This is a genomic window from Thalassococcus sp. (assembly GCF_982780845.1).
Map to the genome: position 1 here is coordinate 208,864 of NZ_CEYADA010000001.1, position 23,078 is coordinate 231,941.

23 protein-coding genes are annotated in these 23,078 nt (G+C 57.3%); 11 read left to right on the top strand and 12 right to left on the bottom strand.

Features of this window, described 5'->3' with window-relative positions:
- Positions 1–22 precede the first annotated feature (22 nt).
- The 10 genes from creD to AC4FIA_RS01075 form a co-directional block, all read right to left on the bottom strand.
- On the bottom strand, positions 23–1,435 hold the full coding sequence (creD, locus tag AC4FIA_RS01030) for a cell envelope integrity protein CreD (RefSeq protein WP_490364368.1): 1,413 nt from the start codon (positions 1,433–1,435) through the stop codon (positions 23–25).
- A 139-nt stretch (positions 1,436–1,574) separates the two neighbouring features.
- Complete coding sequence (locus AC4FIA_RS01035; protein WP_490364369.1) at positions 1,575–2,354, bottom strand: succinate dehydrogenase iron-sulfur subunit; 780 nt, start codon at positions 2,352–2,354, stop codon at positions 1,575–1,577.
- Between the two features lie 126 nt (positions 2,355–2,480).
- On the bottom strand, positions 2,481–2,804 hold the full coding sequence (locus AC4FIA_RS01040) for a hypothetical protein (protein ID WP_490364370.1): 324 nt from the start codon (positions 2,802–2,804) through the stop codon (positions 2,481–2,483).
- Positions 2,804–4,609 (bottom strand): succinate dehydrogenase flavoprotein subunit, encoded by a 1,806-nt coding sequence (sdhA, locus tag AC4FIA_RS01045; protein ID WP_488049485.1) that lies wholly within the window; start codon positions 4,607–4,609, stop codon positions 2,804–2,806. The genes AC4FIA_RS01040 and sdhA overlap by 1 nt, the downstream gene beginning before the upstream one ends.
- Before the next feature lie 20 nt (positions 4,610–4,629).
- Positions 4,630–5,001: a succinate dehydrogenase, hydrophobic membrane anchor protein gene (gene sdhD, locus AC4FIA_RS01050; RefSeq protein ID WP_103909214.1), complete on the bottom strand. Its 372-nt coding sequence runs from the start codon at positions 4,999–5,001 to the stop codon at positions 4,630–4,632.
- Between the two features lie 10 nt (positions 5,002–5,011).
- Positions 5,012–5,395 carry a succinate dehydrogenase, cytochrome b556 subunit gene (sdhC, locus tag AC4FIA_RS01055; RefSeq protein WP_103909215.1) on the bottom strand — a complete coding sequence of 128 codons (384 nt, stop codon included), beginning with the start codon at positions 5,393–5,395 and terminating at the stop codon, positions 5,012–5,014.
- Between the two features lie 219 nt (positions 5,396–5,614).
- Positions 5,615–6,646, bottom strand: a complete 1,032-nt coding sequence (locus AC4FIA_RS01060) for a MaoC family dehydratase (RefSeq protein ID WP_490364540.1) — start codon at positions 6,644–6,646, stop codon at positions 5,615–5,617.
- Between the two features lie 20 nt (positions 6,647–6,666).
- Positions 6,667–6,873 (bottom strand): DUF1737 domain-containing protein, encoded by a 207-nt coding sequence (locus tag AC4FIA_RS01065; RefSeq protein WP_103909216.1) that lies wholly within the window; start codon positions 6,871–6,873, stop codon positions 6,667–6,669.
- Positions 6,874–6,877: 4 nt separating this feature from the next.
- Positions 6,878–7,423 carry an NnrU family protein gene (locus AC4FIA_RS01070; RefSeq protein ID WP_490364371.1) on the bottom strand — a complete coding sequence of 182 codons (546 nt, stop codon included), beginning with the start codon at positions 7,421–7,423 and terminating at the stop codon, positions 6,878–6,880.
- Positions 7,424–7,426: 3 nt separating this feature from the next.
- Positions 7,427–8,281, bottom strand: coding sequence for an HpcH/HpaI aldolase/citrate lyase family protein (locus AC4FIA_RS01075; protein WP_103909218.1), 855 nt, complete (start codon positions 8,279–8,281; stop codon positions 7,427–7,429).
- Between the two features lie 201 nt (positions 8,282–8,482).
- Here AC4FIA_RS01075 and AC4FIA_RS01080 point away from each other — a divergent pair, with 201 nt between their 5' ends.
- Positions 8,483–8,776 carry a hypothetical protein gene (locus AC4FIA_RS01080; protein ID WP_490364372.1) on the top strand — a complete coding sequence of 98 codons (294 nt, stop codon included), beginning with the start codon at positions 8,483–8,485 and terminating at the stop codon, positions 8,774–8,776.
- Here the strand turns inward: AC4FIA_RS01080 and AC4FIA_RS01085 are convergent.
- A complete protein-coding gene (locus AC4FIA_RS01085) occupies positions 8,773–9,528 on the bottom strand; it encodes a sulfite exporter TauE/SafE family protein (RefSeq protein ID WP_490364373.1) in 756 nt (251 codons plus the stop codon). The two genes, AC4FIA_RS01080 and AC4FIA_RS01085, sit on opposite strands and share 4 nt — an antisense overlap.
- 156 nt (positions 9,529–9,684) lie before the next feature.
- On the opposite strand from AC4FIA_RS01085, the gene mdh reads away from it, so the two are divergent.
- The 9 genes from mdh to lpdA all read left to right on the top strand — a co-directional run bounded on the left by mdh (position 9,685) and on the right by lpdA (position 20,471).
- On the top strand, positions 9,685–10,647 hold the full coding sequence (gene mdh / locus AC4FIA_RS01090) for a malate dehydrogenase (RefSeq protein ID WP_103909221.1): 963 nt from the start codon (positions 9,685–9,687) through the stop codon (positions 10,645–10,647).
- A gap of 248 nt (positions 10,648–10,895) precedes the next feature.
- The gene (gene sucC / locus AC4FIA_RS01095) at positions 10,896–12,089 is read left to right on the top strand and encodes an ADP-forming succinate--CoA ligase subunit beta (RefSeq protein WP_103909222.1); all 1,194 of its coding nucleotides are present in this window, start codon (positions 10,896–10,898) and stop codon (positions 12,087–12,089) included.
- Between the two features lie 2 nt (positions 12,090–12,091).
- Positions 12,092–12,454 carry a hypothetical protein gene (locus AC4FIA_RS01100; RefSeq protein ID WP_490364374.1) on the top strand — a complete coding sequence of 121 codons (363 nt, stop codon included), beginning with the start codon at positions 12,092–12,094 and terminating at the stop codon, positions 12,452–12,454.
- Positions 12,455–12,514: 60 nt separating this feature from the next.
- Entirely contained in the window at positions 12,515–13,402 is an 888-nt protein-coding gene (gene sucD, locus AC4FIA_RS01105) for a succinate--CoA ligase subunit alpha (RefSeq protein ID WP_103909223.1), read from the top strand.
- 121 nt (positions 13,403–13,523) lie between these two features.
- Positions 13,524–16,493, top strand: a complete 2,970-nt coding sequence (locus tag AC4FIA_RS01110; RefSeq protein WP_490364375.1) for a 2-oxoglutarate dehydrogenase E1 component — start codon at positions 13,524–13,526, stop codon at positions 16,491–16,493.
- Between the two features lie 4 nt (positions 16,494–16,497).
- Positions 16,498–18,027: a 2-oxoglutarate dehydrogenase complex dihydrolipoyllysine-residue succinyltransferase gene (gene odhB, locus AC4FIA_RS01115; protein ID WP_490364376.1), complete on the top strand. Its 1,530-nt coding sequence runs from the start codon at positions 16,498–16,500 to the stop codon at positions 18,025–18,027.
- A gap of 67 nt (positions 18,028–18,094) precedes the next feature.
- Positions 18,095–18,604, top strand: coding sequence for a hypothetical protein (locus tag AC4FIA_RS01120; RefSeq protein ID WP_490364377.1), 510 nt, complete (start codon positions 18,095–18,097; stop codon positions 18,602–18,604).
- The gene (locus AC4FIA_RS01125; protein WP_490364378.1) at positions 18,601–18,996 is read left to right on the top strand and encodes an MAPEG family protein; all 396 of its coding nucleotides are present in this window, start codon (positions 18,601–18,603) and stop codon (positions 18,994–18,996) included. Before AC4FIA_RS01120 ends, AC4FIA_RS01125 begins: the two co-directional genes overlap by 4 nt.
- 86 nt (positions 18,997–19,082) lie before the next feature.
- A complete protein-coding gene (lpdA, locus tag AC4FIA_RS01130; RefSeq protein WP_490364379.1) occupies positions 19,083–20,471 on the top strand; it encodes a dihydrolipoyl dehydrogenase in 1,389 nt (462 codons plus the stop codon).
- A gap of 75 nt (positions 20,472–20,546) precedes the next feature.
- Here the strand turns inward: lpdA and AC4FIA_RS01135 are convergent, their stop codons facing one another.
- Positions 20,547–21,371 (bottom strand): intradiol ring-cleavage dioxygenase, encoded by an 825-nt coding sequence (locus AC4FIA_RS01135; protein ID WP_490364380.1) that lies wholly within the window; start codon positions 21,369–21,371, stop codon positions 20,547–20,549.
- A gap of 309 nt (positions 21,372–21,680) precedes the next feature.
- Here AC4FIA_RS01135 and AC4FIA_RS01140 point away from each other — a divergent pair, with 309 nt between their 5' ends.
- A complete protein-coding gene (locus tag AC4FIA_RS01140) occupies positions 21,681–23,021 on the top strand; it encodes a reverse transcriptase family protein (RefSeq protein ID WP_490364381.1) in 1,341 nt (446 codons plus the stop codon).
- The last annotated feature ends 57 nt before the right edge of the window (positions 23,022–23,078 follow it).

Sequence of the window (23,078 nt, forward strand, 5' to 3'; positions counted from 1 at the left end):
GCGCGGGGAAAAGGGGGGCTGTCTAGTCTGCCGTGGGGGCAGGTTCCTTGTCCTTGGGCTTCTTGGCGAACAATCCGCCCGAACGATCCGGTCCGTACCAATCCTCGTTACGGGTAAAGTACATGGTCGCCGCCAGCGCCCCGAAGGCCAGAGTGGCACCAGCAAGCAGCGCGAAATCAGCCGACCACAGGATCAGGTAAAGAACCGCGTACAGCACAACCAGCAGCGCGAACAGCACCCAGCTACGCCTTCCCAATCTTAGGCCCGTCCAACCAAAGAACGTCAGCAAGCCAATCGTTGCGGTCGAGGCAAGGATATAGGCAGGCGTAAAGCCCATCTGCTCCGCATAGGCGACCATCAAAAGCACAAAGATAGATTGCGCCAGACCAATCAGCAGATACTGCACCGGATGGGCAGGACGCTCGGTGCCCTTTTCGATCAGCAGAACAGACAAGAAGGTCAGCGCGATAAACAGAATGGCGTATTTCGCCGCGCGATAGGATTTCTGGTAGAAGTCATTCACCTCGATCAACTGCACGCCAAAGCTCATTCTGTTGCGCAAGTTGTGGGAATAATCCTCGCGCGTGATTTGCGGCAGGGTGCGCGCCAGATGCGGGATGGTCCAGGACGCAGTGAATCCTTGATCCGTAATTTCAGAGCTGTCCGGCAGGAAGCCACCGACAAAAGCCGGATCGGCCCAATCGGATGTCATACGCACCGTCGTTGACCGCCCGACGGGGCCAACCTTGAATGACTGAGCCCCGTTCAGGCCGATCTTCATCGCGTATTCGCCACGCGTTCGCGGATCGCCAACCTCGGCCAGAATGCCCGCAAATCGGTCGGTTTGGGCCATCGGCTCTAATCGGGTCTCAGAACCATCGACCAACAGCTCTGCATCGCCACGTAGCGCGGCGTTGTTGGACAGGTTCAGAACCATGACGGTTTTGTCCCACTGGATTTCTTCATCGCCACGGGTCGCGTCTGTGATCCGGTCCTTCGGGAAATTAAAGGCGCTCTCGACATCTGCCTGATACACCGGAACCTTGAAAATACCGCGATACCGGATTTGCGTCTGGCTTTTGAATGTCAGGTTGAATGTGTCGGGGTAAACGATGATCGGCTCTCGGTTAACCCTGCTTTGGCGTGTCACCGAACGTACGTGGGGTTTGCCATCAGGCCCGATCACCTCGACGCCGGTCGGGGCATCCACCACGGCCTCGGCGCTGATTTCTGTGATCGTTTCCTCAACAGGGATAGACAGATAGGGACCCGAGATCACCTGCTCCCCACCCCATTCGTTTCCGACGTTGGTCAGGGTCTGACGCGAATAGGCTTTGCGGTCCTGCACGACGCTCGACACAAAAAACATCGGGATGAACATCAACAGGGTCAGCAGGCTGACCATCAAAAACCGAAAACCTAATGAGCGCTTCATAAATACCCCTCCAAATGCAGCGACCATGCACGCAAAACGGGAATGAAAGCAATCAGGGTATTCCGCCGTCCAGACACCAGAAAGCAAAACACCCCCGCAATTTCTTGCAGGGGTGTCCAGTATAGTATCGCGGATCAGATTAGAGCTGACGCTCGACCATAAGTTTTTTGATCTCTGCGATCGCCTTGGCCGGGTTCAGACCCTTCGGGCAGGTCTTGGCGCAGTTCATGATGGTGTGGCAGCGGTACAGTTTGAACGGATCTTCCAGTTCGTCCAGACGTTCGCCTGTCGCCTCATCACGGCTGTCGATGATCCAGCGATACGCATGAAGCAGCGCTGCCGGCCCGAGGTAACGGTCGCCGTTCCACCAGTAGGACGGGCAGGATGTGGAACAGGATGCGCACATAACGCATTCGTACAGACCATCCAGCTTTTCACGATCTTCGATCGACTGGCGCCATTCTTTGGCGGGGCGGTTAGTTTTGGTTTCCAGCCACGGCATAATCGACGCGTGCTGCGCATAGAAATGCGTCAGGTCAGGGATCAGGTCGCGGACAACCGGCATGTGCGGAAGCGGGTAGATTTTGACGTCACCCTTCACCTCGTCGATGCCATAGATACAGGCCAGCGTGTTGATGCCGTCGATGTTCATCGCGCAGGAACCACAGATACCTTCGCGGCAGGACCGGCGGAAGGTCAGCGTGGGGTCGATCTCGTTCTTGATCTTGATCAGCGCGTCCAAAATCATCGGACCGCAAGAGTCGAGATCAACGAAATACGTGTCGACACGCGGGTTTTCACCGTCATCTGGCGTCCAGCGGTAAATCTGGAATTTCCGCAGGTTCGTCGCACCTTCGGGCTTGGGCCACGTTTTGCCGGTGCGGATCTTGGAGTTCTTGGGAAGTGTGAATTGAACCATGTCAGAACCTCTGATGTTCTTTCGCGGAAAGAGTGAACGTGTCGGTCAAATCAAGGACCGACATTTTTGAACTGCGCGCGAGATCTATCATCGCGCACAGGGTAGTTTCTTTTTTAAGCGCCCGCATCACAGACCACCACTCAGCAGCAACTGACCTGCGGCAATGCCTAGGCATTGGACCGTTTCAGGTTTCTGCAAAATTCCGGACACGATTTGCACCGTGGATTCCGTGGGGCCTGTTACGCTGTCGGTTGCCAGCGCTAGAATTTGGGTCGAGTTGGCGTTGTCGATCACGCAGTTCACGGCCGGTTCCAGCGGAAGGCCGGGATAGCGCTCTACCAGAACCTTGGACGTGGCGGATTTGGCTGCGTTCCGGGCAAACTCGTCCTTCTGGGCTGTGGTGCAGCCCAGCAAAGACGTGATCGCCAGAAGAACGACAGCCAAACGCATTAGAATGTCCGTGCCTTGGGTGCGATACGCTTCAGTTCGATGCCGCCATCGGCCTCGGCTGTGAGCGGATCAAGAACGACCGGACGATACGACAGATCAACCTTTGCGCCTTCGACGCGGCTGATTGTGTGGACGCGCCAGTTTTCGTCGTCACGTGTCTGGAAATCTTCGTGCGCGTGGGCGCCACGGCTTTCCTTACGTGCTTCCGCACCAACGATTGTTGCCATCGCGTTCGGCATCAGGTTGGTCAGTTCCAGCGTTTCCATCAGGTCAGAGTTCCAGACCAGCGAACGGTCGGTGACCTTCAGGTCATCCATTTTGCCCGCGATGGCTGTCATCTTCTCAACGCCTTCGGCCATTGTCTTGGCTGTACGGAAGACTGCGGCGTCAGCCTGCATGGTCTTCTGCATTTCCAGACGCAGGTCAGCGGTCGGTACAGTGCCGTTTGCGTTGCGGATGCCGTCGAAGCGGTCGAACACCTTGTCGACCTTGCCAGCATCAACCTTGCGGGTCGCGGCATCGCGGTCAACAACCTTACCGGCGCGGATTGCAGCGGCGCGGCCAAAGACCACGAGGTCGATGAGCGAGTTCGAACCCAGACGGTTCGCACCGTGAACAGACGCACAGCCCGCTTCGCCCACGGCCATCAGGCCCGGAACAACAGCGTTCGGATCTTCTGCGGTCGGGTTCAGAACCTCGCCCCAGTAGTTCGTCGGAATGCCGCCCATGTTGTAGTGAACCGTCGGGATAACCGGGATCGGTTCCTTGGTCACATCAACACCGGCAAAGATGCGGGCGGACTCGGAAATACCCGGCAGACGCAGATTCAGCGCCTCTTTCGGCAGGTGCGACAGGTTCAGGTGGATGTGATCACCGCCCGAGCCAACGCCGCGACCTTCGCGGATTTCCATTGTCATACAGCGGGACACGTAGTCACGCGGGGCAAGGTCTTTGTACTGGGGCGCATAACGCTCCATGAAACGCTCGCCTTCGGAGTTGGTCAGATAACCACCTTCGCCGCGTGCACCTTCGGTGATCAGACAGCCTGCGCCGTAGATACCTGTCGGGTGGAACTGAACGAATTCCATATCCTGCAGGGGCAGACCGGCACGAGCCACCATACCGCCACCGTCACCGGTGCAGGTGTGTGCGGATGTCGCGCTGAAATACGCACGACCGTAACCGCCTGTGGCCAGAACGACCATCTTCGCGTTGAAGACGTGCATTGTGCCGTCGTCCAGCTTCCAGCAGACGACACCGGTGCAGGCACCGTCGTCGTCCATCAGCAGGTCGATGGCAAAGTATTCGATGTAGAACTCGGCGTTGTTCTTCAGCGACTGGCCATAGAGCGTGTGCAGGATCGCGTGACCGGTCCGGTCCGCCGCAGCACATGTCCGCTGAACGGCGGGGCCTTCGCCGAATTCGGTGGTGTGGCCACCGAACGGACGCTGGTAGATTTTGCCTTCTTCGGTACGCGAGAAAGGCACACCGTAGTGTTCCAGCTCGTATACCGCCTTGGGCGCTTCACGGGCAAGGTATTCCATCGCGTCCGTGTCACCCAGCCAGTCAGAGCCTTTGACGGTGTCATACATGTGCCACTGCCAGTTGTCGGGGCCCATGTTGGACAGCGACGCGGCGATGCCACCCTGTGCCGCAACTGTGTGCGAACGGGTCGGGAAAACCTTGGTCACACAGGCTGTGCGAAGGCCCTGTTCCGCCATACCGAGAGTTGCGCGCAGACCTGCGCCACCCGCACCGACCACAACAACGTCGTAGTCATGCGTTTCATATTCATATGCAGCCATTAGTCAGATGCTCCTATCGCTCAAAGCGCCAGACGTGCGATGGCAAATACGCCAACCGCCGCCGCGCCGTAGCTGAGGCATGTCATACCGAGGATGAGGATTTTCTCCCAGATGCCGTGGACGTAGTCCTCGACCAGAACCTGGAACCCATCGTTGAAGTGCTTGAAAGCGACGATCATTGTCAGTGCGGCGATGATCGCGGGGAAGGGACGCGCAAAGTAAGCGGTCACTTCTTCATATGTGCCACCCAGCGCGGGGCCGAATGTAAAGACAAACAGCGGGATCAGGATCAGAAGGCCAACAGACGACACTTTCATCGACCAGAAGTGATGTGTGCCGGACTTGGCGCTGCCCCAACGGTTCGCGCGTTTGCGGTCGGTCATATAAGCCATGTCAGTCTCCTTACACCACGATCACGGTGAAGATCGTCAGCACAACCGAGCCGATGATCAGCGCGTAGCCCAGCGTATAGGCTGTTTCCAGATCAAGCCCGACGGCGTTGTCCCAGATCAGGTGACGCACGCCACCCAGCAGGTGATACCAAAGCGCCCATGTGGACAGGAACAGCACCAGATCGCCGAACCAGCTTGTGACGAATGCATCAGCGTAGGCGAAATATTCCGGCGATGTTGCCGCTGCCAAGAACCACCAGACGATCATCAGCATGGCAACGATCAAAGCGTTGCCCGTGATGCGTACGAAAATGGAGGTGATCGAAGTCAGCTGTGGGCGATAAATTTGCAAGTGCGGTGAAAGCGGGCGGTTGCCCCGGTTCACGTCGGCCATGGCGGTGTCCTCTTGGTTCCTTGCCAGCGTTCTAGTCGTTTTTTACCCAAAGTCACGAGTCCGAAACGCATGTTAGCGCTCATTCGTCGCGGATTTTTGCTGCGCACGCAGCATTTGTGATCACACCGCCAAGCAATGTGATCACAAATCCGTTTTAGGTATCGTCCTAGACCTTAACGACAGCACCAGTAAATTTCTGATTGCTGCCTTTGAACTTTTTTATACTGGAATCAGTGCCCAGTAGTCCAAGTCCAGAAGAACGCCCGGCAGATATCTGCCGTCGTCGCCCTTCAACTGTCCCGCTTCGCCGGACTTTGTCGCCACCAGACGCAAACGCAGGGCACCAACGCCCGGCGCGCCGGTTTCGGCTTTGTCCAGAACTTCGGTCCATGCGCGGATCGTATCGCCCGAGAAGCACGGGTTCGCGTGGGCGCCTGCGTTCAGACCCGCGATCATCTGCGCGTTGGCCAAACCGTTAAAGCTCAGGGTGCGCGCCATGGAAATGACGTGACCACCGTAGATCAGGCGCTTACCGTCTTCGCGTTGGGTCCCGTCGAAGTGCACCTTCGACGTGTTCTGCCACAGGCGCGTCGCCATCATGTGTTCGGCTTCTTCAACGGTCACGCCGTCGACGTGGTCGATGACCTCGCCCACTTCGTAATCGCCCCAGCGGTGCGGCTCGCCCGCCAATGTGAAATCGTAGTTTGTGAAATCCAAACCTTCGGGGATGACCAGATCGGACACGTCCAGCGCGGATTTCAGGTCAGGGACAACCGCTTCGGGCGCTTTCGCCTCCAGATCACGTTTCTTGACCATGACCCAACGGACATAATCCAGAACGCATTCGTCCTTCTGGTTATAACCACGGGTGCGCACCCAAACGACGCCTGTCTTACCGTTCGAATTCTGCTTGAGCCCGATCACTTCCGATGTCGAGCGCAATGTATCGCCCGGCCAGACCGGCTTAAGCCAACGGCCTTCGGCATAGCCAAGGTTCGCGCGGGCGTTCAGCGATACGTCGGGCACGGTTTTGCCGAACACCACGTGGAACGCGGCCAGATCATCCAGCGGGCTGGCCGCCAGACCACAGGACTGCGCAAAGGCGTCAGACGAATAGAGCGCGTGACGCGCAGGATAGAGCGCATGATACAGCGCGCGTTCGCCCTGACCCACAGTCCGCGGCACGGCGTGTTCAATCACCTGCCCGATTGTGTAGTCCTCGAAAAAACGCCCTGCATTGGTCTTGGTCATGCGTTCGATCCCGTCTTTCATTATTGCTCTCCAAGCTTCAGGTCAGGGGTGTATTCCTTTCCCTCGACCTCTTTGATCACAGCCTGTCCGCAGCGCATGACACCGTTTGCAGCGTCAAACGCATAGGTCGGATCGCCGTGCAGCTCCCAGCCTTTATTCAGGGCCGCTGTGACCTTGTGACAGAACTCGGACGTGTCATCCGAGGACAAAAATCTGTAAAGTTTCATAATCTTACCCCGGGAACGGCCAAACGCCGAGCCATGCGTGAATGCCTGTGATCACGGCGAACATGACCAATGTGATAACAACCAGCAGAACGTCTTTCTTGGCGTTCCCCGGTTCGGGGCGATCCCAGTCAGAGGTCTTGTTGATGATAACGACTTCGGCCACGGCCCAAGCCAGCATGCTGCCGAACAGGATGATCGACGCGAGATCGCCATTCACCAAAAGGTGCGCAACCGCCCAGATTTTCACTGCTGTCAGTTGCGGATGACGCATCTTGCCACGCAAACGGCCGGTGGTCGCGCTCATGCCGTAGACAAAGACGGCGATCAGCATCAGCAGGTTGTTGATGTGGACCATAAAGCTGGGTGGCGTCCAAACCGTGACAAACGGCGCGGCGCGATAGCCCAGAACAATGAACGCAATTCCGAGAAGGATCAGAACCGCGACAACGCCGCGGCCCGGGGTGCCAAGTTTGGCACGGGCATCGGGGGCCAATCGTTTGAACAGATGGGCCAGCGCCCAAAGCGCTATGCCGATGACTAAAAGTGACATGTTTTACTCCGCTGCAATCTGATTGATTGCTTCGGCTTGTGCCAGAACGCGGCGTGCTGTGTCTACGTGCAGGTTTTCAACGATACGGCCGTCCACAACGGCAACACCCTGTCCTTCGCGCTGCGCGGCTTCAAAAGCAGCGATCTGGCGGCGGGCAAGATCGACTTCTTCCTCGGACGGGCCGAAGACTTCGTTTGATGTGTCGATCTGCGCAGGATGGATAAGCGTTTTGCCGTCAAAGCCCATGTCGCGGCCTTGCGTACATTCAGCTCGCAAACCTTCTTCGTCTTTGAACGCATTATAAACGCCGTCGATGACCGTTACGCCATAGGCCTTGGCGGCCAGAACGCACAGGCCCAGAGATGCCATAACAGCAACGCGGTCCGGCGTTGCGCGCGCACCCAGATCCTTGACCAGATCGTTGGTGCCCATAACCATGCCTTCCAGCATCGGATGTTCGGCAATTTCGCGGGCGTTCAGCATGCCCATCGGTGTTTCCATCATCGCCCAGATGCGCAAATCGCCTGTGATTGCTGCAAGTGCATCCAGTTGCGCGGCGCTTTCGACCTTAGGCAACAGAACCGCATCACAATCCATTTTCGCCACAGCCTCTGCATCGGATTTACCCCAGATGGTATCAAGGCTGTTGATGCGCACGATGCGGTAGCGATGACCGAACCCGCCTTCTGCCAGTTCGCGTGTCAGCGTTTCGCGTGCATTGGCCTTTTCGTCGATTGCAACGGCATCTTCGAGGTCAAAGATGATCGCATCTACAGGCAGGCTGCGCGCTTTGTTGATCGCGCGATCCTTGGAACCGGGGATGTACAGAACCGACCGGAAGGGGCGTGGCAAGGACATGGCTGCGTCTCCTTTACGAAACAAAGTTGCGTATCAACCTTCATTTTTCTTAGAAAACTTCAAGAGAAATTTGCCGCGACGCAGCAAAAAGGTATACCAAAGTCCACTAAACGCAGCGTTAATTAAATCTCAGGACTTTCTGTCAGACGCTACCATTCGCCGGTCATGTTCCCGACCGGCTGATTTGGGAGGATCTGACAGATGAAATTCCGAGTGATTCTTTCGGCTGCTTTGGCGATTTCTGCTCATTCAGCCGCCGCACAACCCAACTGCGGGGATCGGGCCCGCGTGATCGATCATCTTCAGCAACGGTTCGGCGAAACGCAGGTCGCCGTTCAATGGCACGATGATCTTTCGGTGGTCGAAGTGTTCCAGTCCGCGCAGACGCAGACATGGACAATTCTCAGAACCCAGCCGAACGGGCTGACCTGCCTTATTGCCAGCGGACTAGAGGCCGAGTCGATTGCCGCACTCATGGGCAATCCCTCAACTTAGGTCAGGGCATCCCAGATCAGCTTGGTGCCCGTGACGGTCAGAAGCACGTAAGTCAGGCCAAAGAAGAACCGCTCGGACACCATGTTGTGCGCTTTGACGCCCACCCAGGTGCCTACAATGGCGAACGGGATCAGCGCCGCGGCCATCAACAATGTCTCTTTGGTAAAGATTCCCATCGCGGCGTAAAAACCGGATTTGAAAAAGTTGATCGCCCAAAAAACAAGCACGGTGGTCGCCTGATATTGAAGCTTACCCAGACCCCGGCCCAGCATGTAAACCGCCGCAACCGGACCACCGGCATGGCTGACGAAACTGGTGAAGCCCAGCACAACACCCGACACGACGCCGGTCTTCATACCCATCTTGCGATGCCCGAGCGAAACCACTCCGAACTTCAACGCAGATTGCCACGCAACGAACAACAGACAGACCAGACCGATCATAATTCTGATCATGGTCGCATCGGCATATTGGTAGAAAGCCGCCCCAGCCAGAACCCCCGGAATACCTGCGTAAATCAGCACCTTAGCTTCGGGCCAAGACCATTTCTTCCAGTACGCCGGAAGGCTTGCGACGTCGATCAACATCAACAACGGCAACATGATCCCCAGCGCCGCGCCTGGTTCCATTGCAATTGCAAGAATCGAAGAACTCGCAAAGGCCGCGCCCGAGCCAAACCCACCTTTAGACACGCCTGCAAAGAACACCGCAGGCGCCGCCACGGCAAAAATAGTCCACGTCAGAATTTCCAAAAGGGATTCCTTTAAATTAAGGTTTTTCAATGGGTTTATCGCTAACATCTGCCAGTTGGTAAAGCATCAAAACACGCCGCCGCACCGCAGCACACTTGCGCAAAACGGATCAAAGCCTTAGCCATGCGGCGAAATTCAACCAGTGGAGAGATTTCCATGGCCAGACCCAAGATCGCGCTTATTGGTGCGGGACAGATCGGTGGTACACTTGCACACCTTGCAGCAATGAAAGAACTCGGCGACGTCGTATTGTTCGACATCGCAGAGGGCACTCCGGAAGGTAAAGCGCTTGATATCGCTGAATCCGGCCCGTCCGAAGGTTTCGACGCATCGCTGAAAGGCACACAGGACTACGCCGACATCGCAGGCGCAGATGTTTGCATCGTAACAGCCGGTGTTCCCCGTAAGCCGGGCATGAGCCGTGATGACCTGCTGGGCATCAACCTGAAGGTTATGAAATCCGTTGGCGAAGGCATCCGCGACCACGCGCCGAACGCCTTCGTTATCTGTATCACAAACCCGCTGGACGCGATGGTTTGGGCTCTGCAGCAGTTCTCGGGTCTGCCCGCGAACAAGGTCTGCGGCATGGCCGGTGTTCTGGACAGCGCGCGCTTCCGTCACTTCCTTGCCGAAGAATTCAACGTGTCCATGAAAGACGTCACAGCCTTCGTTCTGGGCGGCCACGGCGACACAATGGTTCCGTCCGTACGTTACTCGACAGTTGCAGGTATCCCCCTGCCCGACCTGATCGAGATGGGCTGGACCACTCAGGAGAAAATGGACGCAATCGTTCAGCGTACACGTGACGGCGGTGCCGAAATCGTTGGCCTACTGAAAACAGGTTCCGCGTTCTACGCTCCGGCGACATCGGCGATCGAAATGGCCGAAGCCTACCTGAAAGACCAAAAGCGCGTTCTGCCTTGCGCCGCATATTGCGACGGCGATCTGGGCGTGAAGGACATGTACGTTGGTGTTCCGACAGTGATCGGTGCCGGCGGCATCGAGCGCATCGTCAACATCACGCTGAACAAAGCCGAGCAGGAAATGTTCGACACATCGGTCAAAGCCGTTCAGGGCCTGGTCGAAGCGTGCAAAGGCATCGACCCGAGCCTCGCATAAGCGTCAGCTGACACCAAATTTTAAAAGGCGCGCAGACTGCGCGCCTTTTTTTGTGCTAAGGTTTCAGAACACCCCAAAAAGGAATCGCAAACCACTTGCGCATATTTTGTGATCACACAGTAAATGCCTGTGATCACAAAATAGCTAAATGCATCCATTTTTACCTATCCGAGTATATTTTTACTCCAATCAAGCATTCTCTGACCGTTATAGCGGGGAACAACCGCAGCAAAACGGGACGGAGACTTATGAATATCCACGAATATCAGGCGAAAGCCCTGCTTCGCAGCTATGGCGCGCCGGTGTCCGATGGCCGCGTGGTTCTGAAGGCAGAAGATGCCAAAACCGCCGCAGGCGAGCTTGATGGCCCCCTCTGGGTTGTAAAGGCACAAATCCACGCCGGTGGCCGTGGTAAAGGCAAATTCAAAGAAGCCGAAGCTGGCGAAAAGGGCGGTGTCCGTCTGGCCAAGTCGGTTTCCGAGGCTGCCGAAGAAGCGAAAAAGATGCTGGGCAAGACACTGGTCACACACCAGACCGGCCCGGCAGGCAAGCAAGTGAACCGCATCTACATCGAAGACGGTTCCGACATCGAACGCGAACTGTATCTGGCCCTGCTGGTTGACCGCGTCACATCGCGCGTTTCCTTCGTCTGCTCGACAGAAGGCGGCATGGACATCGAAGAGGTCGCCGCATCGACCCCCGAAAAGATCCTGTCGTTCAGCGTTGATCCCGCAACAGGTTACCAGGCATTCCACGGCCGTCGCGTTGCATTCGCGCTGGGTCTGGAAGGCGCGCAGATCAAAGAGTGCGTCAAGCTGATGGGCATCCTCTACAAAGCCTTCATCGAGAAGGACATGGAGATGCTGGAAATCAACCCGCTGATCGTCATGACCGACGGCAAGCTGAAGGTTCTGGACGCCAAGCTGGGCTTTGACGGCAACGCGATCTACCGCCAGCCGGACGTTGCCGAACTGCGCGACGAAACAGAAGAAGACCCGAAAGAGCTTCAGGCCTCCAAGTACGACCTGAACTACATCGCTCTGGACGGTGAAATCGGCTGCATGGTGAACGGTGCCGGTCTGGCGATGGCCACAATGGACATCATCAAACTGTACGGTGCTGAACCTGCAAACTTCCTCGATGTAGGTGGCGGCGCCACCAAAGAGAAAGTGACCGAAGCGTTCAAGATCATCACATCCGACCCGAACGTCAAAGGCATCCTGGTCAACATCTTCGGTGGCATCATGCGCTGTGATGTTATCGCCGAGGGCGTCGTTGCCGCGGTTAAAGAAGTAGGTCTGGAAGTGCCGCTGGTGGTTCGTCTAGAAGGTACAAACGTTGAGAAAGGCAAAGAGATCATCAACACCTCTGGCCTGAACGTTATTGCCGCCGACGACCTGAAAGATGGCGCACAGAAGATCGTGAAAGCGGTTAAGGGCTGATCATGCGTCTGGCGGTTTCTGGCATGGCACTTTTGTTGGTCGCGGCTTGCTCTGCGCCCCAACAGTCGTCGAATGACGATGTGCTTGTCGCGGGTGCGAACGCACACCGCTACGCCGGTGCCGCCGTTCGGCAGGACCAGACGGTGACATACCAAACAACCTGCCCGCAGGGTTCGGTTTTGGTTCAGACACCGTCAGGAAAAACGTCCTGCTCGCATACATCTACCCCCAATCTGGCCGTTGGCGATCGCAACGCCCTGAGCAGCGACACATTCGCCGAGCTTCAGGAACAAGTGAACCGCACGGGCCAGCCTGCTGCTTATACGGACGGCGATGTGACCATCGTTCTACGTCCAGCACCATGAATTCTAACGGCTCGGGCAGTCGTCCGGGCCAGACAGACAACATAACCAGGAGACTCCGACATGGCAGTCCTCGTAGACGAAAATACAAAAGTGATCTGTCAGGGCCTGACCGGCTCGCAGGGCACATTCCACACCGAACAGGCCATCGCGTATGGCACCAAAATGGTTGGCGGCGTGACACCGGGCAAAGGTGGTCAGGAACATCTGGGCCTGCCCGTGTTCAACTCGGTCCACGAAGCCAAACACGTCACCGAAGCCAACGCATCGGTCATCTACGTTCCCCCGCCCTTCGCGGCTGACTCGATCCTTGAAGCGATCGACGCGGAAATGGAACTGATCGTCTGCATCACAGAAGGCATTCCGGTGCTGGACATGATGAAGGTACAGCGCGCGCTGGAAGGCAGCAAAAGCCGCCTGATCGGCCCGAACTGCCCCGGTGTCATCACACCTGACGCCTGCAAAATCGGCATCATGCCGGGTCACATCCACAAGCGCGGCACATGCGGCGTTGTTTCCCGCTCGGGCACCCTGACATACGAAGCGGTCAAGCAGACTTCGGATCTGGGTCTGGGCCAGTCCTCGGCTGTTGGTATCGGCGGCGACCCGATCAAAGGCACCGAGCACATCGACGTGCTGGAAATGTTCCTTGCCGATCCGGAAACACAATCGATCATCATGATCGGCGAAATCGGCGGTTCCGCCGAAGAAGAAGCCGCTCAGTTCCTGGCCGATGAAAAGAAAAAAGGCCGTTGGAAGCCGACAGCCGGTTTCATCGCGGGCCGCACAGCGCCTCCGGGCCGTCGCATGGGCCACGCCGGTGCGATCGTCGCAGGCGGCAAAGGTGGTGCCGAGGACAAGATCGAAGCGATGAAAGCCGCTGGCATCGTCGTTGCAGACAGCCCCGCAACACTGGGCGAAGCTGTTCTGGAAGCGATCAACAAGGGCTAAGGCCCCGTGGCGTGCCGGAACCGGCGCGCCAACCACACGTTAATGGCAAGGGCCGGTGACGATCGGCCCGAGCTCGACAATATCAGGCAGGGCAAAATCGCCTGAAACCCGAGGTGCACCAATGACCGACCAAAGCCCCAACGACGTTTTCCATGCCTCAAGCTTTATGCAGGGGCACAATGCCGAATATCTGGAGCAGATGTACGCGCGCTATGCCAACGACCCCAATGCCGTTGACGAAGCGTGGCAATCCTTCTTCCAGCAGCTTGGCGATGATGAGATTTCGGTCAAGAAAGAAGCCGACGGCCCCTCTTGGGCGCGCCGCGACTGGCCCCCTGCACCGGGCGATGACCTGACAGCAGCCCTGACCGGCGAATGGCCCATGCCCGTCGCCCCCGCCGAGGCAAAATCTGCCGGTGCGAAAATTCAGGACAAGGCGAAATCCGCCGGTGTGTCGCTGACCGATGCCGAAGTGCGCCGCGCCGTTCTGGACAGTATCCGCGCCCTGATGATCATCCGCGCCTACCGTATCCGTGGCCACCTTGCCGCTGATCTGGACCCGCTGGGCATGCGCGACACATCCGAGCACCCCGAGCTTGACTACAAATCCTACGGCTTCACCGACGCCGATCTGGATCGCCCGATCTTCATCGACAACGTTCTTGGTCTGGAAATCGCGTCGCTGCGCGAAATCATTTCCGTTCTGAAACGCACCTACTGTGGCACCTTTGCGCTTCAGTACATGCACATCTCTGATCCCGAGCAGTCCGCATGGCTGAAAGAGCGGATCGAAGGTTTCGGCAAGGAAATCAAATTCACCCGTGAAGGCCGTAAAGCCATCCTGAACAAGATGGTCGAAGCCGAAGGGTTCGAAAAATTCCTGCACGTGAAATACATGGGCACCAAGCGTTTCGGCCTTGATGGTGGTGAATCGCTGATCCCTGCGATGGAACAGATCATCAAACGCGGTGGCGCGTTGGGTGTGCGTGACATCATTATCGGTATGCCCCACCGTGGCCGCCTGTCGGTTCTGGCCAACGTGATGGGCAAACCCTACCGCGCGATCTTCAACGAATTCCAAGGCGGCAGCTTCAAGCCCGAGGATGTGGATGGTTCGGGCGACGTGAAGTATCACCTCGGTGCATCGTCCGACCGCGAATTCGACGGAAACGAAGTGCACCTGTCGCTGACAGCAAACCCCTCGCACCTCGAAGCGGTAAACCCCGTTGTTCTGGGTAAGGCCCGCGCCAAGCAGGACCAGCTGAACGACGCCGAGCGCACACAGGTTATGCCTGTCCTTCTGCACGGCGACGCGGCCTTTGCCGGACAGGGCGTTGTGGCGGAATGTTTCGCACTGTCCGGTCTGCGCGGTCACCGCACCGGCGGCACGATCCATATCGTTGTGAACAACCAGATCGGCTTTACCACTGCGCCGCACTTCTCGCGTTCGTCGCCCTACCCGACGGACAACGCGCTGGTGGTTGAAGCCCCGATCTTCCACGTCAACGGTGACGACCCCGAGGCTGTGGTGCACGCCGCCAAGGTCGCAACCGAGTTCCGTCAGAAGTTCGGCAAAGACGTTGTCATTGACATGTTCTGCTACCGCCGCTTTGGTCACAACGAGGGCGACGAGCCCATGTTCACCAACCCGGTGATGTACAAAAAGATCAAAAAGCAGCGCACTACCCTGACGCTGTATACAGAACGTCTGGTCAAAGACGGCCTGATCCCCGAAGGTGAAATCGAAGACATGAAGGCCGCGTTCCAAGCGCACCTGAATGAAGAATTCGAAGCCGGTAAGGTGTTCAAGCCGAACAAGGCCGACTGGCTGGATGGCCGCTGGTCGCACCTCGACAAGCAAAAGCAGGGCAAATACCAGCGCGGCAAAACGTCGATCAAGGAAGAAACCATGCAGCAGATCGGTCAGGCTCTGACCACTGCGCCTGATGGCTTCCCGACGCATAAAACCGTCGCCCGCTTGCTGGAAACCCGCAAGAACATGTTCGACACCGGTAAAGGGTTCGACTGGGCCACTGCCGAGGCACTGGCATTCGGCTCGCTTCTGACCGAAGGCTACCCTGTGCGTCTGGCCGGTCAGGACTCGACCCGTGGTACGTTCTCGCAGCGCCACTCGGCCCTGATCAATCAGGACACCGAAGAACGCTACTACCCGCTGAACGCCATCCGTGACGGTCAGGCCCGCTACGAAGTTATCGACTCGGCGCTGTCCGAATATGCGGTTCTGGGCTTCGAATACGGCTACTCGCTGGCGGAACCGAACGCGCTGACCCTTTGGGAAGCCCAGTTCGGCGACTTCGCCAACGGTGCGCAGATCATGTTCGACCAGTTCATCTCGTCGGGTGAATCGAAATGGCTGCGGATGTCCGGTCTGGTTTGCCTTCTGCCGCACGGCTTTGAAGGTCAGGGTCCGGAACACTCGTCTGCGCGTCTTGAACGCTTCTTGCAGATGTGTGGTCAGGACAACTGGATCGTTGCCAACTGCTCGACCCCTGCGAACTACTTCCACATCCTGCGTCGCCAGTTGCACCGGTCCTACCGTAAGCCGCTGGTTCTGGTGACACCGAAATCGCTGCTGCGTCACAAGCTCTGCATCTCGGAAGCCGAAGACTTTACATCCGGTTCGTCCTTCCACCGCGTCCTTTGGGACGATGCGCAAAAGGGCAACTCGGACACCAAGCTGGTTGCCGACGACAAGATCAAGCGCGTCGTGATGTGTTCCGGCAAGGTCTACTTCGACCTTCTGGAAGAGCGCGACAAGCGGGGTCTGGACGACGTCTATCTGCTGCGTGTGGAACAGTTCTATCCGTTCCCGGCCATTTCCTTGGTCAAAGAACTGGAACGCTTCCCGCAGGCAGAAATGATCTGGTGTCAGGAAGAACCCAAAAACCAAGGTGCATGGACCTTTATCGAACCCAATATCGAATGGGTTCTGGGTCGCATCAAAGCGAAACACTCGCGCCCCCGTTACGTGGGCCGCGCCACATCGGCCTCGCCCGCAACAGGTCTGGCCTCCGCTCACAAAGCCCAACAAGAAGCGCTCGTCGATGAAGCGCTGACGATTGAAGGATAAGAACATGACCACCGAAGTGCGTGTACCCACACTGGGTGAATCCGTAACCGAGGCAACCGTTGCGACATGGTTCAAAAAGCCCGGCGATGCTGTCGCTGTGGACGAAATGCTGTGCGAACTGGAAACCGACAAGGTCACTGTAGAAGTCCCGTCGCCCGCCGCTGGCACACTGGCGGAAATCGTCGCAGCCGAAGGTGAAACAGTAGGCGTTGACGCGCTGCTGGCCAACATCTCGGAAGGTGACAGCGCTGCAGCACCGGCACCGGCCAAAAAGACCGAAGCCAAAGCAGACGCCCCCGCAGCGTCCGGCGCATCGATTGACGTGATGGTCCCGACGCTGGGCGAATCCGTGTCCGAAGCAACCGTTTCGACATGGTTCAAGAAAGAAGGCGAAGCGGTCGCTCAGGATGAAATCCTGTGCGAACTGGAAACAGACAAGGTCTCGGTTGAGGTCCCCGCGCCCGCCGCTGGCACCCTGTCCAAAATTCTGGCTGGCGAAGGCACAACCGTCGAAGCAGGCGGTCAGCTTGCCGTGATCGCAGAAGGCGCAGGCGGTGCCGCCGCACCGGCCGCCAAAGAGGCCGCAGCACCCGCAGGCGACACGCAGTACAGCACACCCGCAGCAGGCTCTGGCCGTTCGGACGTCGAAGATGCGCCCGCTGCCAAGAAAGCCATGGCCGAAGCAGGCATCAGCCGCGATCAGGTTCAGGGTTCGGGCCGTGACGGTCGCGCCATGAAAGAAGACGTGGCACGCGCTGTTGCTGCGGCATCCTCTGCCCCTGCCGCAGCAGAGGCACCCAAAGCGCCGCGCGCACCGGTTGCTGCCGACGATGCTGCCCGCGAAGAACGCGTTAAGATGACCCGTCTGCGCCAGACCATCGCGCGCCGTCTGAAAGACGCTCAGAACACCGCGGCGATGCTGACCACCTACAACGAGGTCGACATGACCGAGGTGATGGCACTGCGCAACCAGTACAAAGACCAGTTCGAGAAGAAGCACGGCGCACGTCTGGGCTTTATGTCGTTCTTCACCAAGGCCTGCGTCCACGCGCTGAAAGAAGTGCCCGAAGTGAACGCCGAAATCGACGGCACAGACATCGTGTACAAGAACTTTGTCCACATGGGCATCGCGGCAGGTACACCGCAGGGTCTGGTTGTTCCGGTACTGCGTGACGTCGACCAGAAAAGCTTTGCCGACATCGAAAAAGAGATCGCTGAAAAGGGCAAACGCGCCCGTGACGGCAAACTGTCCATGGCAGAAATGCAGGGCGGCACCTTCACCATCTCGAACGGTGGTGTCTACGGCTCGCTCATGTCCTCGCCGATCCTGAACCCCCCGCAGTCCGGTATCCTCGGCATGCACAAAATTCAGGAACGCCCGATGGTCGTGAACGGTCAGATCGTGGCCCGCCCGATGATGTATCTGGCACTGTCCTACGACCACCGTATCGTCGACGGCAAAGGCGCCGTGACCTTCCTCGTGCGCGTCAAAGAAGCGCTGGAAGATCCTCGTCGCCTGCTGATGGATCTGTAATCTCGATCAAGCAGTCTTAAAACTCCACCCTCTCGCTTATGTGCGGGAGGGTATGAAAGGCGAAAGAATGGAAACCAGCGCGGCAGTTTTCAATCGGGTGCTCAAGCACGTCCTGATTGGCTACGCCTACGCTGTGGGCGTTGTGCTCGCTCTTTTCTACGCCCTTTCAGTATTCCAAAGTTTGTCCAGCTTTTCGCGTTTCTCCTATTCGGGGAATGTGCCTTACAGTGCCATCTTCGCGGGTGTGCTTTTTCTGTTTGCCCTAAGTGTTCTGGGAAACCTTTGGACCAGGAATAAATTTGCTCTAGTCTCCGCAGCGCCCGTGGTTCTTGTTGCCCTGCTGACAGGTCTTTGGGACCTTTGGACCTTAATCCAAAGCCCACCGCGCCCATCGATGGGCTTTGCAACCGAAACCAACTTGGACAGGTCCTTAGTAGAGCAGGTTCTCATGCCAACCGTTGAACAGCATCAAGCCAGCATCAAGCGCTCGATTTCGTTATTGATGTACGCAATTAGTGCAGTAGCGCTGTGGGCGGCTGCTTTGTTCATGCTTCGCAAACGCAAGGTCTTACAATGACCCCTGAACTTACGGCCCTGACGCTTGCTGCACTTCTTCAGTGCGTTCAGTTCGTCATCTTCGCGATCCCCGCAAATCTGGAATTGGGACCGGGCTATACAACGTCCGCCCGTGATCGTGCGCCATCGCGGGAAATGTCCGAAAAAACCGCCCGCCTTCAGCGCGCCATGAACAACCATTTCGAAGGCTTGATCCTGTTCACCATAGCGGTGCTGGTGATCACCTTTTCCGACAAGGGCAACGCCATCACAGCCGCATGTGCGCTGATATACCTCGTTGCCCGGGTGCTTTACGTGCCCGCTTACTATTTTGGCTGGCGTCCGGGCCGGTCACTTATCTGGATGACCGGCTTTGGGGCGACCGTGATCATGCTGATCATGGCCCTGCTCTGAGGCCATAAAAGACACGCTAATTCCTCGGGGGTGGGACCTGCCACAGGCGCAACCATCACCGCCCGTTCAACGAAAGGATAACCGTAATGGCACAATATGACGTCATCGTAATCGGCGCTGGCCCCGGTGGCTATGTGGCTGCGATCCGCTGCGCACAGCTGGGTCTGAAAACCGCTTGTGTGGAAGGCCGCGAAACGCTGGGTGGCACGTGCCTGAACGTGGGCTGTATTCCGTCCAAGGCGCTGCTGCACGCCACGCACCAGTTGCACGAGGCCGAGCATAACTTTGCCAAAATGGGCCTGAAGGGCAAATCCCCCTCTGTCGACTGGCCGCAGATGCAGGCGTACAAGGCCGACGTCATCGACGGCAACACCAAGGGCATCGAGTTCCTGTTCAAAAAGAACAAGATCGACTGGCTGAAGGGCTGGGGTTCGATCCCCGCGGCGGGCAAGGTCAAGGTGGGTGACGAAGTTCACGAAGCCAAGAACATCATCATCGCGACAGGCTCCGAAGTGGCGACCCTGCCGGGCGTCGAGATCGACGAAGAAACCGTTGTGTCTTCGACTGGCGCGCTGTCGCTGAAAAAGATCCCCAAGAAGATGATCGTCATCGGTGCCGGTGTCATCGGTCTGGAAATGGGCTCGGTCTATTCCCGTCTGGGCGCCGAAGTGACCGTGATCGAATACCTCGACACCATCACACCTACCATGGACGGCGAGGTTCAGAAAACCTTCCAGCGCATCCTGAAAAAGCAGGGCCTGAACTTTGTTCTGGGCGCAGCGGTTCAGGGCGTTGAGGCCATGAAGACCAAAGCCAAGGTCACCTACAAGCTGAAGAAAGACGACAGCGAACACACCGCTGATGCAGACGTTGTTCTGGTCGCAACAGGCCGCAAGCCCTACACCGACGGTCTGGGCCTTGAGGCACTGGGTGTCGAGCTAACAGATCGCGGCTTTGTCAAAACAGACGGCCACTGGAAAACCAGCGTCGACGGCATCTACGCCATCGGCGACGCGATCGAAGGCCCGATGCTGGCCCACAAAGCCGAAGACGAAGGCATGGCCGCCGCTGAAGTGATTGCAGGCAAAGCCGGTCACGTGAACTATGGCGTGATCCCGTCGGTCATCTACACAAGCCCCGAGGTATCCTCGGTCGGCAAAACCGAAGAAGAGCTGAAGAAAGAAGGCGTCGACTATAAAGTTGGCAAATTCTCGTTCATGGGCAACGGCCGTGCGAAAGCCAACTTTGCCGCCGACGGTTTCGTCAAGCTTCTGGCAGACAAGAAAACCGACCGCATCCTTGGTGCACACATCATCGGCCCGATGGCCGGCGATCTGATCCACGAAGTCTGCGTTGCCATGGAATTCGGCGCCTCGGCCGAGGATCTGGCCCTGACCTGCCACGCACACCCGACCTATTCGGAAGCTGTGCGTGAAGCGGCCCTGGCCTGCGGCGACGGACCGATCCACGCCTGATCTGCTGCGTAAGGCATGAAAAAACCGGCCGCCCCCAAAAGGGCGGCCGGTTTCCATTTAGCTAGGCAGGCAAGTTTAAGTTTTGCTAGGTACAAACACCTCTGCAGAATTCGTGCCATCTTGTGGACCAGCACCAGAAGGACCACCCGGAGGCGGGCCACCAGCCCCGCCCGGCATGCTTGCAGGCACAGACACCGCATCGGTCGCAACGCCGACAACCAGCGCAGCATCATAGTATTCCGGCTGCTCACGCACCGCAGCATAGGCACCCGATCCCGCCTCGGACGCGATCCAGTCATTGCTGTTGGTGGTGTCCCGCTTGGCTTCACGGTTGTTATAGGGCGCGACGGACTGGAACAGGTATTCTGACAGCGCGTCAGGAAAGAAAATCTGGCTGGTCAGAAGCGTCTTTTCATCCAGATACACCTTGTAATGGATGTGCGTCGTACGGCCCCGATACCAACCGGGGTAGATTGTCTGGAACGTCACGGTACCATCCGCCTTGGTCATCTGCGTGCCACGCAGGAACACTTGATCGGATGTGTCCAACACACCATCACTGCCCTGATTGGCATAACCTGAATAGTTGCCTTCCGCGTCGCAATGCCAGACATCAACGCGCGCGTTTTCGATCGGTTGGCAATCGGCTGTCACCACCTGCATCTGCAACCGCATCGGAATGCCCTGACGGTCTTCCGTAATGTCCGCACGCACCAGATTTTCGTCCAGATAATACGGACCTTCAGTGACCTCGGGCATGACCATGCACACGTTGGGCGTGATCAACCCGATGGCCTGTGCCTGGGCACGGGCGGATGACGGGAAAGCACCAATACCAAGTGATACGATCGGCGATGCGGCCAAGGCTCCAAGCACGTGGCGGCGGTTTACTAGGGACACGACGATAGCTCCTGTTTGCTGTCTGTCTTTAACAAACGTGCAACAGCAAACGTTCCGTCGGGAAAATGGGAAAAAAATTAACCACGCGCCAGAATACCCCTTTTGCACAAATACACCTGCGCACAGCTCATATACCCGCAATAAGAGAAACCACTTGGCTGCGCCCACAACCTCAAGCATATTTTCCAAAGCAGCGGCGGTTTTTGGATACCCTTCGCATCTACGCAAAGGGACGGGCGGGGCATCCCCGTCTATTAGGCTGACCTTAGCAAACACGGCACAACCGCATCTGGGCGTTGCCCAGTATGGGTGGTGCAGAACCGAGACAGGCAAAAACCGTTCGTTGCGCCCGATTTAAACGTTATGAATAAAAACGAATTATCACTCAAACTGACCCACAGCATCACCCGCGGTGAATGGTCGAAAGAATTCATAAAATCCAATCTCTTAAGGCGCCTCCCGCCCGCCGTTCACAAGCTGGTTCCAGCCATTTCAGAGGATCTTGTTACAGAACTCCCCGCCAGATATGCGCCAACCGAAAAATACGTTGCAGAACATCTGTTATATGACCGGAATTTCGACCGCATTTACCGCTATTGCGCCCGCAAAGGGATATGGCCCACTCCGGATTTAAGCCCACCCGCCATGGCCCCAATTTCAGCTTTTCAGCAAATCGATTTGCCACACATTCCCACATTATCCGCATTGGCCGAATTTCTATTCCTGACACCGGAACAGCTTGAATACCTCGCGGACCGAACTGGCCGGCACGAAGAACATGGCGATATGGCCGTTAACCATTATCACTATGTGTTGAAGCCAAAACAGACGTCAGGCTTTCGGTTAATAGAAGCCCCCAAAGAGCGTCTGAAAGCCATCCAACGTCACATCCTGCGCAGCATTCTGGACAAACTTCCGGCACATCCCGACACCTTCGGCTTTGTCAGGTCGCGCAACTGTCTTCAGGGCGCAAACCGACACGCTGGCGAACAGGTGGTCCTGCGCTTCGATCTGAAAAACTTCTTCCCCTCGATCAGCGCTGGCAGGATTTTCGGGGTGTTCAGATGTCTGGGATATCCCCACCATGTGGCTGTGTACCTGACCGCCCTCTCAACCACCAAAACTCCGGCCCGCGTGCTCGAGCGGCTCACTTATCCGGACCGTGGCCTCTACAATACACCCCACCTGCCCCAAGGCGCGCCTCTGTCCCCGGCCCTCGCCAACCACGCAGCTTTCGGTCTGGATCGCAGACTTGCAGGATTGGCGAAAAGGCTGAATGCCAACTATAGCCGCTATGCGGACGACCTGACCTTCTCGGGCGACCGCACCATCACATCCAACCTGCTGCGCCTTGTCCCACAGATCGTCAAAGACGAAGGCTTTGTCCTGAACACATCCAAAACCCGTGTGCAGCCGCAAACCACCCGCCAAACCGTGACTGGCATCGTCGTAAACAACCACCTGAACATCGACCGCAAAACGTTCGATCACTTCAAAGCCGTCATTCACGCCTGCCAAAAGGAAGGCGACCATCGCCTGTCCGACCCCGCCTTCCGCGCCTCCCTCGAAGGAAAAATCGCGTGGGTAGAGGCAATCAATCCCTCCCGCGGACAAAAATTGCGCAGCCTCCTGACAACCGGAAAGCGCTGAACACCTTTCCGGAAACCAGCCGCTTTCATCTGTCCCGAAATACTCCGGAGGTGCGGG

Coding starts and splice junctions, on each gene's coding strand:
- creD (WP_490364368.1), bottom strand. CDS start 1,435: ATGAAGCGCTCATTAGGTTTTCGGTTTTTGATGGTCAGCCTGCTGACC.
- AC4FIA_RS01035 (WP_490364369.1), bottom strand. CDS start 2,354: ATGGTTCAATTCACACTTCCCAAGAACTCCAAGATCCGCACCGGCAAA.
- AC4FIA_RS01040 (WP_490364370.1), bottom strand. CDS start 2,804: ATGCGTTTGGCTGTCGTTCTTCTGGCGATCACGTCTTTGCTGGGCTGC.
- sdhA (WP_488049485.1), bottom strand. CDS start 4,609: ATGGCTGCATATGAATATGAAACGCATGACTACGACGTTGTTGTGGTC.
- sdhD (WP_103909214.1), bottom strand. CDS start 5,001: ATGGCTTATATGACCGACCGCAAACGCGCGAACCGTTGGGGCAGCGCC.
- sdhC (WP_103909215.1), bottom strand. CDS start 5,395: ATGGCCGACGTGAACCGGGGCAACCGCCCGCTTTCACCGCACTTGCAA.
- AC4FIA_RS01060 (WP_490364540.1), bottom strand. CDS start 6,646: ATGACCAAGACCAATGCAGGGCGTTTTTTCGAGGACTACACAATCGGG.
- AC4FIA_RS01065 (WP_103909216.1), bottom strand. CDS start 6,873: ATGAAACTTTACAGATTTTTGTCCTCGGATGACACGTCCGAGTTCTGT.
- AC4FIA_RS01070 (WP_490364371.1), bottom strand. CDS start 7,423: ATGTCACTTTTAGTCATCGGCATAGCGCTTTGGGCGCTGGCCCATCTG.
- AC4FIA_RS01075 (WP_103909218.1), bottom strand. CDS start 8,281: ATGTCCTTGCCACGCCCCTTCCGGTCGGTTCTGTACATCCCCGGTTCC.
- AC4FIA_RS01080 (WP_490364372.1), top strand. CDS start 8,483: ATGAAATTCCGAGTGATTCTTTCGGCTGCTTTGGCGATTTCTGCTCAT.
- mdh (WP_103909221.1), top strand. CDS start 9,685: ATGGCCAGACCCAAGATCGCGCTTATTGGTGCGGGACAGATCGGTGGT.
- sucC (WP_103909222.1), top strand. CDS start 10,896: ATGAATATCCACGAATATCAGGCGAAAGCCCTGCTTCGCAGCTATGGC.
- AC4FIA_RS01100 (WP_490364374.1), top strand. CDS start 12,092: ATGCGTCTGGCGGTTTCTGGCATGGCACTTTTGTTGGTCGCGGCTTGC.
- sucD (WP_103909223.1), top strand. CDS start 12,515: ATGGCAGTCCTCGTAGACGAAAATACAAAAGTGATCTGTCAGGGCCTG.
- AC4FIA_RS01110 (WP_490364375.1), top strand. CDS start 13,524: ATGACCGACCAAAGCCCCAACGACGTTTTCCATGCCTCAAGCTTTATG.
- odhB (WP_490364376.1), top strand. CDS start 16,498: ATGACCACCGAAGTGCGTGTACCCACACTGGGTGAATCCGTAACCGAG.
- AC4FIA_RS01120 (WP_490364377.1), top strand. CDS start 18,095: ATGGAAACCAGCGCGGCAGTTTTCAATCGGGTGCTCAAGCACGTCCTG.
- AC4FIA_RS01125 (WP_490364378.1), top strand. CDS start 18,601: ATGACCCCTGAACTTACGGCCCTGACGCTTGCTGCACTTCTTCAGTGC.
- lpdA (WP_490364379.1), top strand. CDS start 19,083: ATGGCACAATATGACGTCATCGTAATCGGCGCTGGCCCCGGTGGCTAT.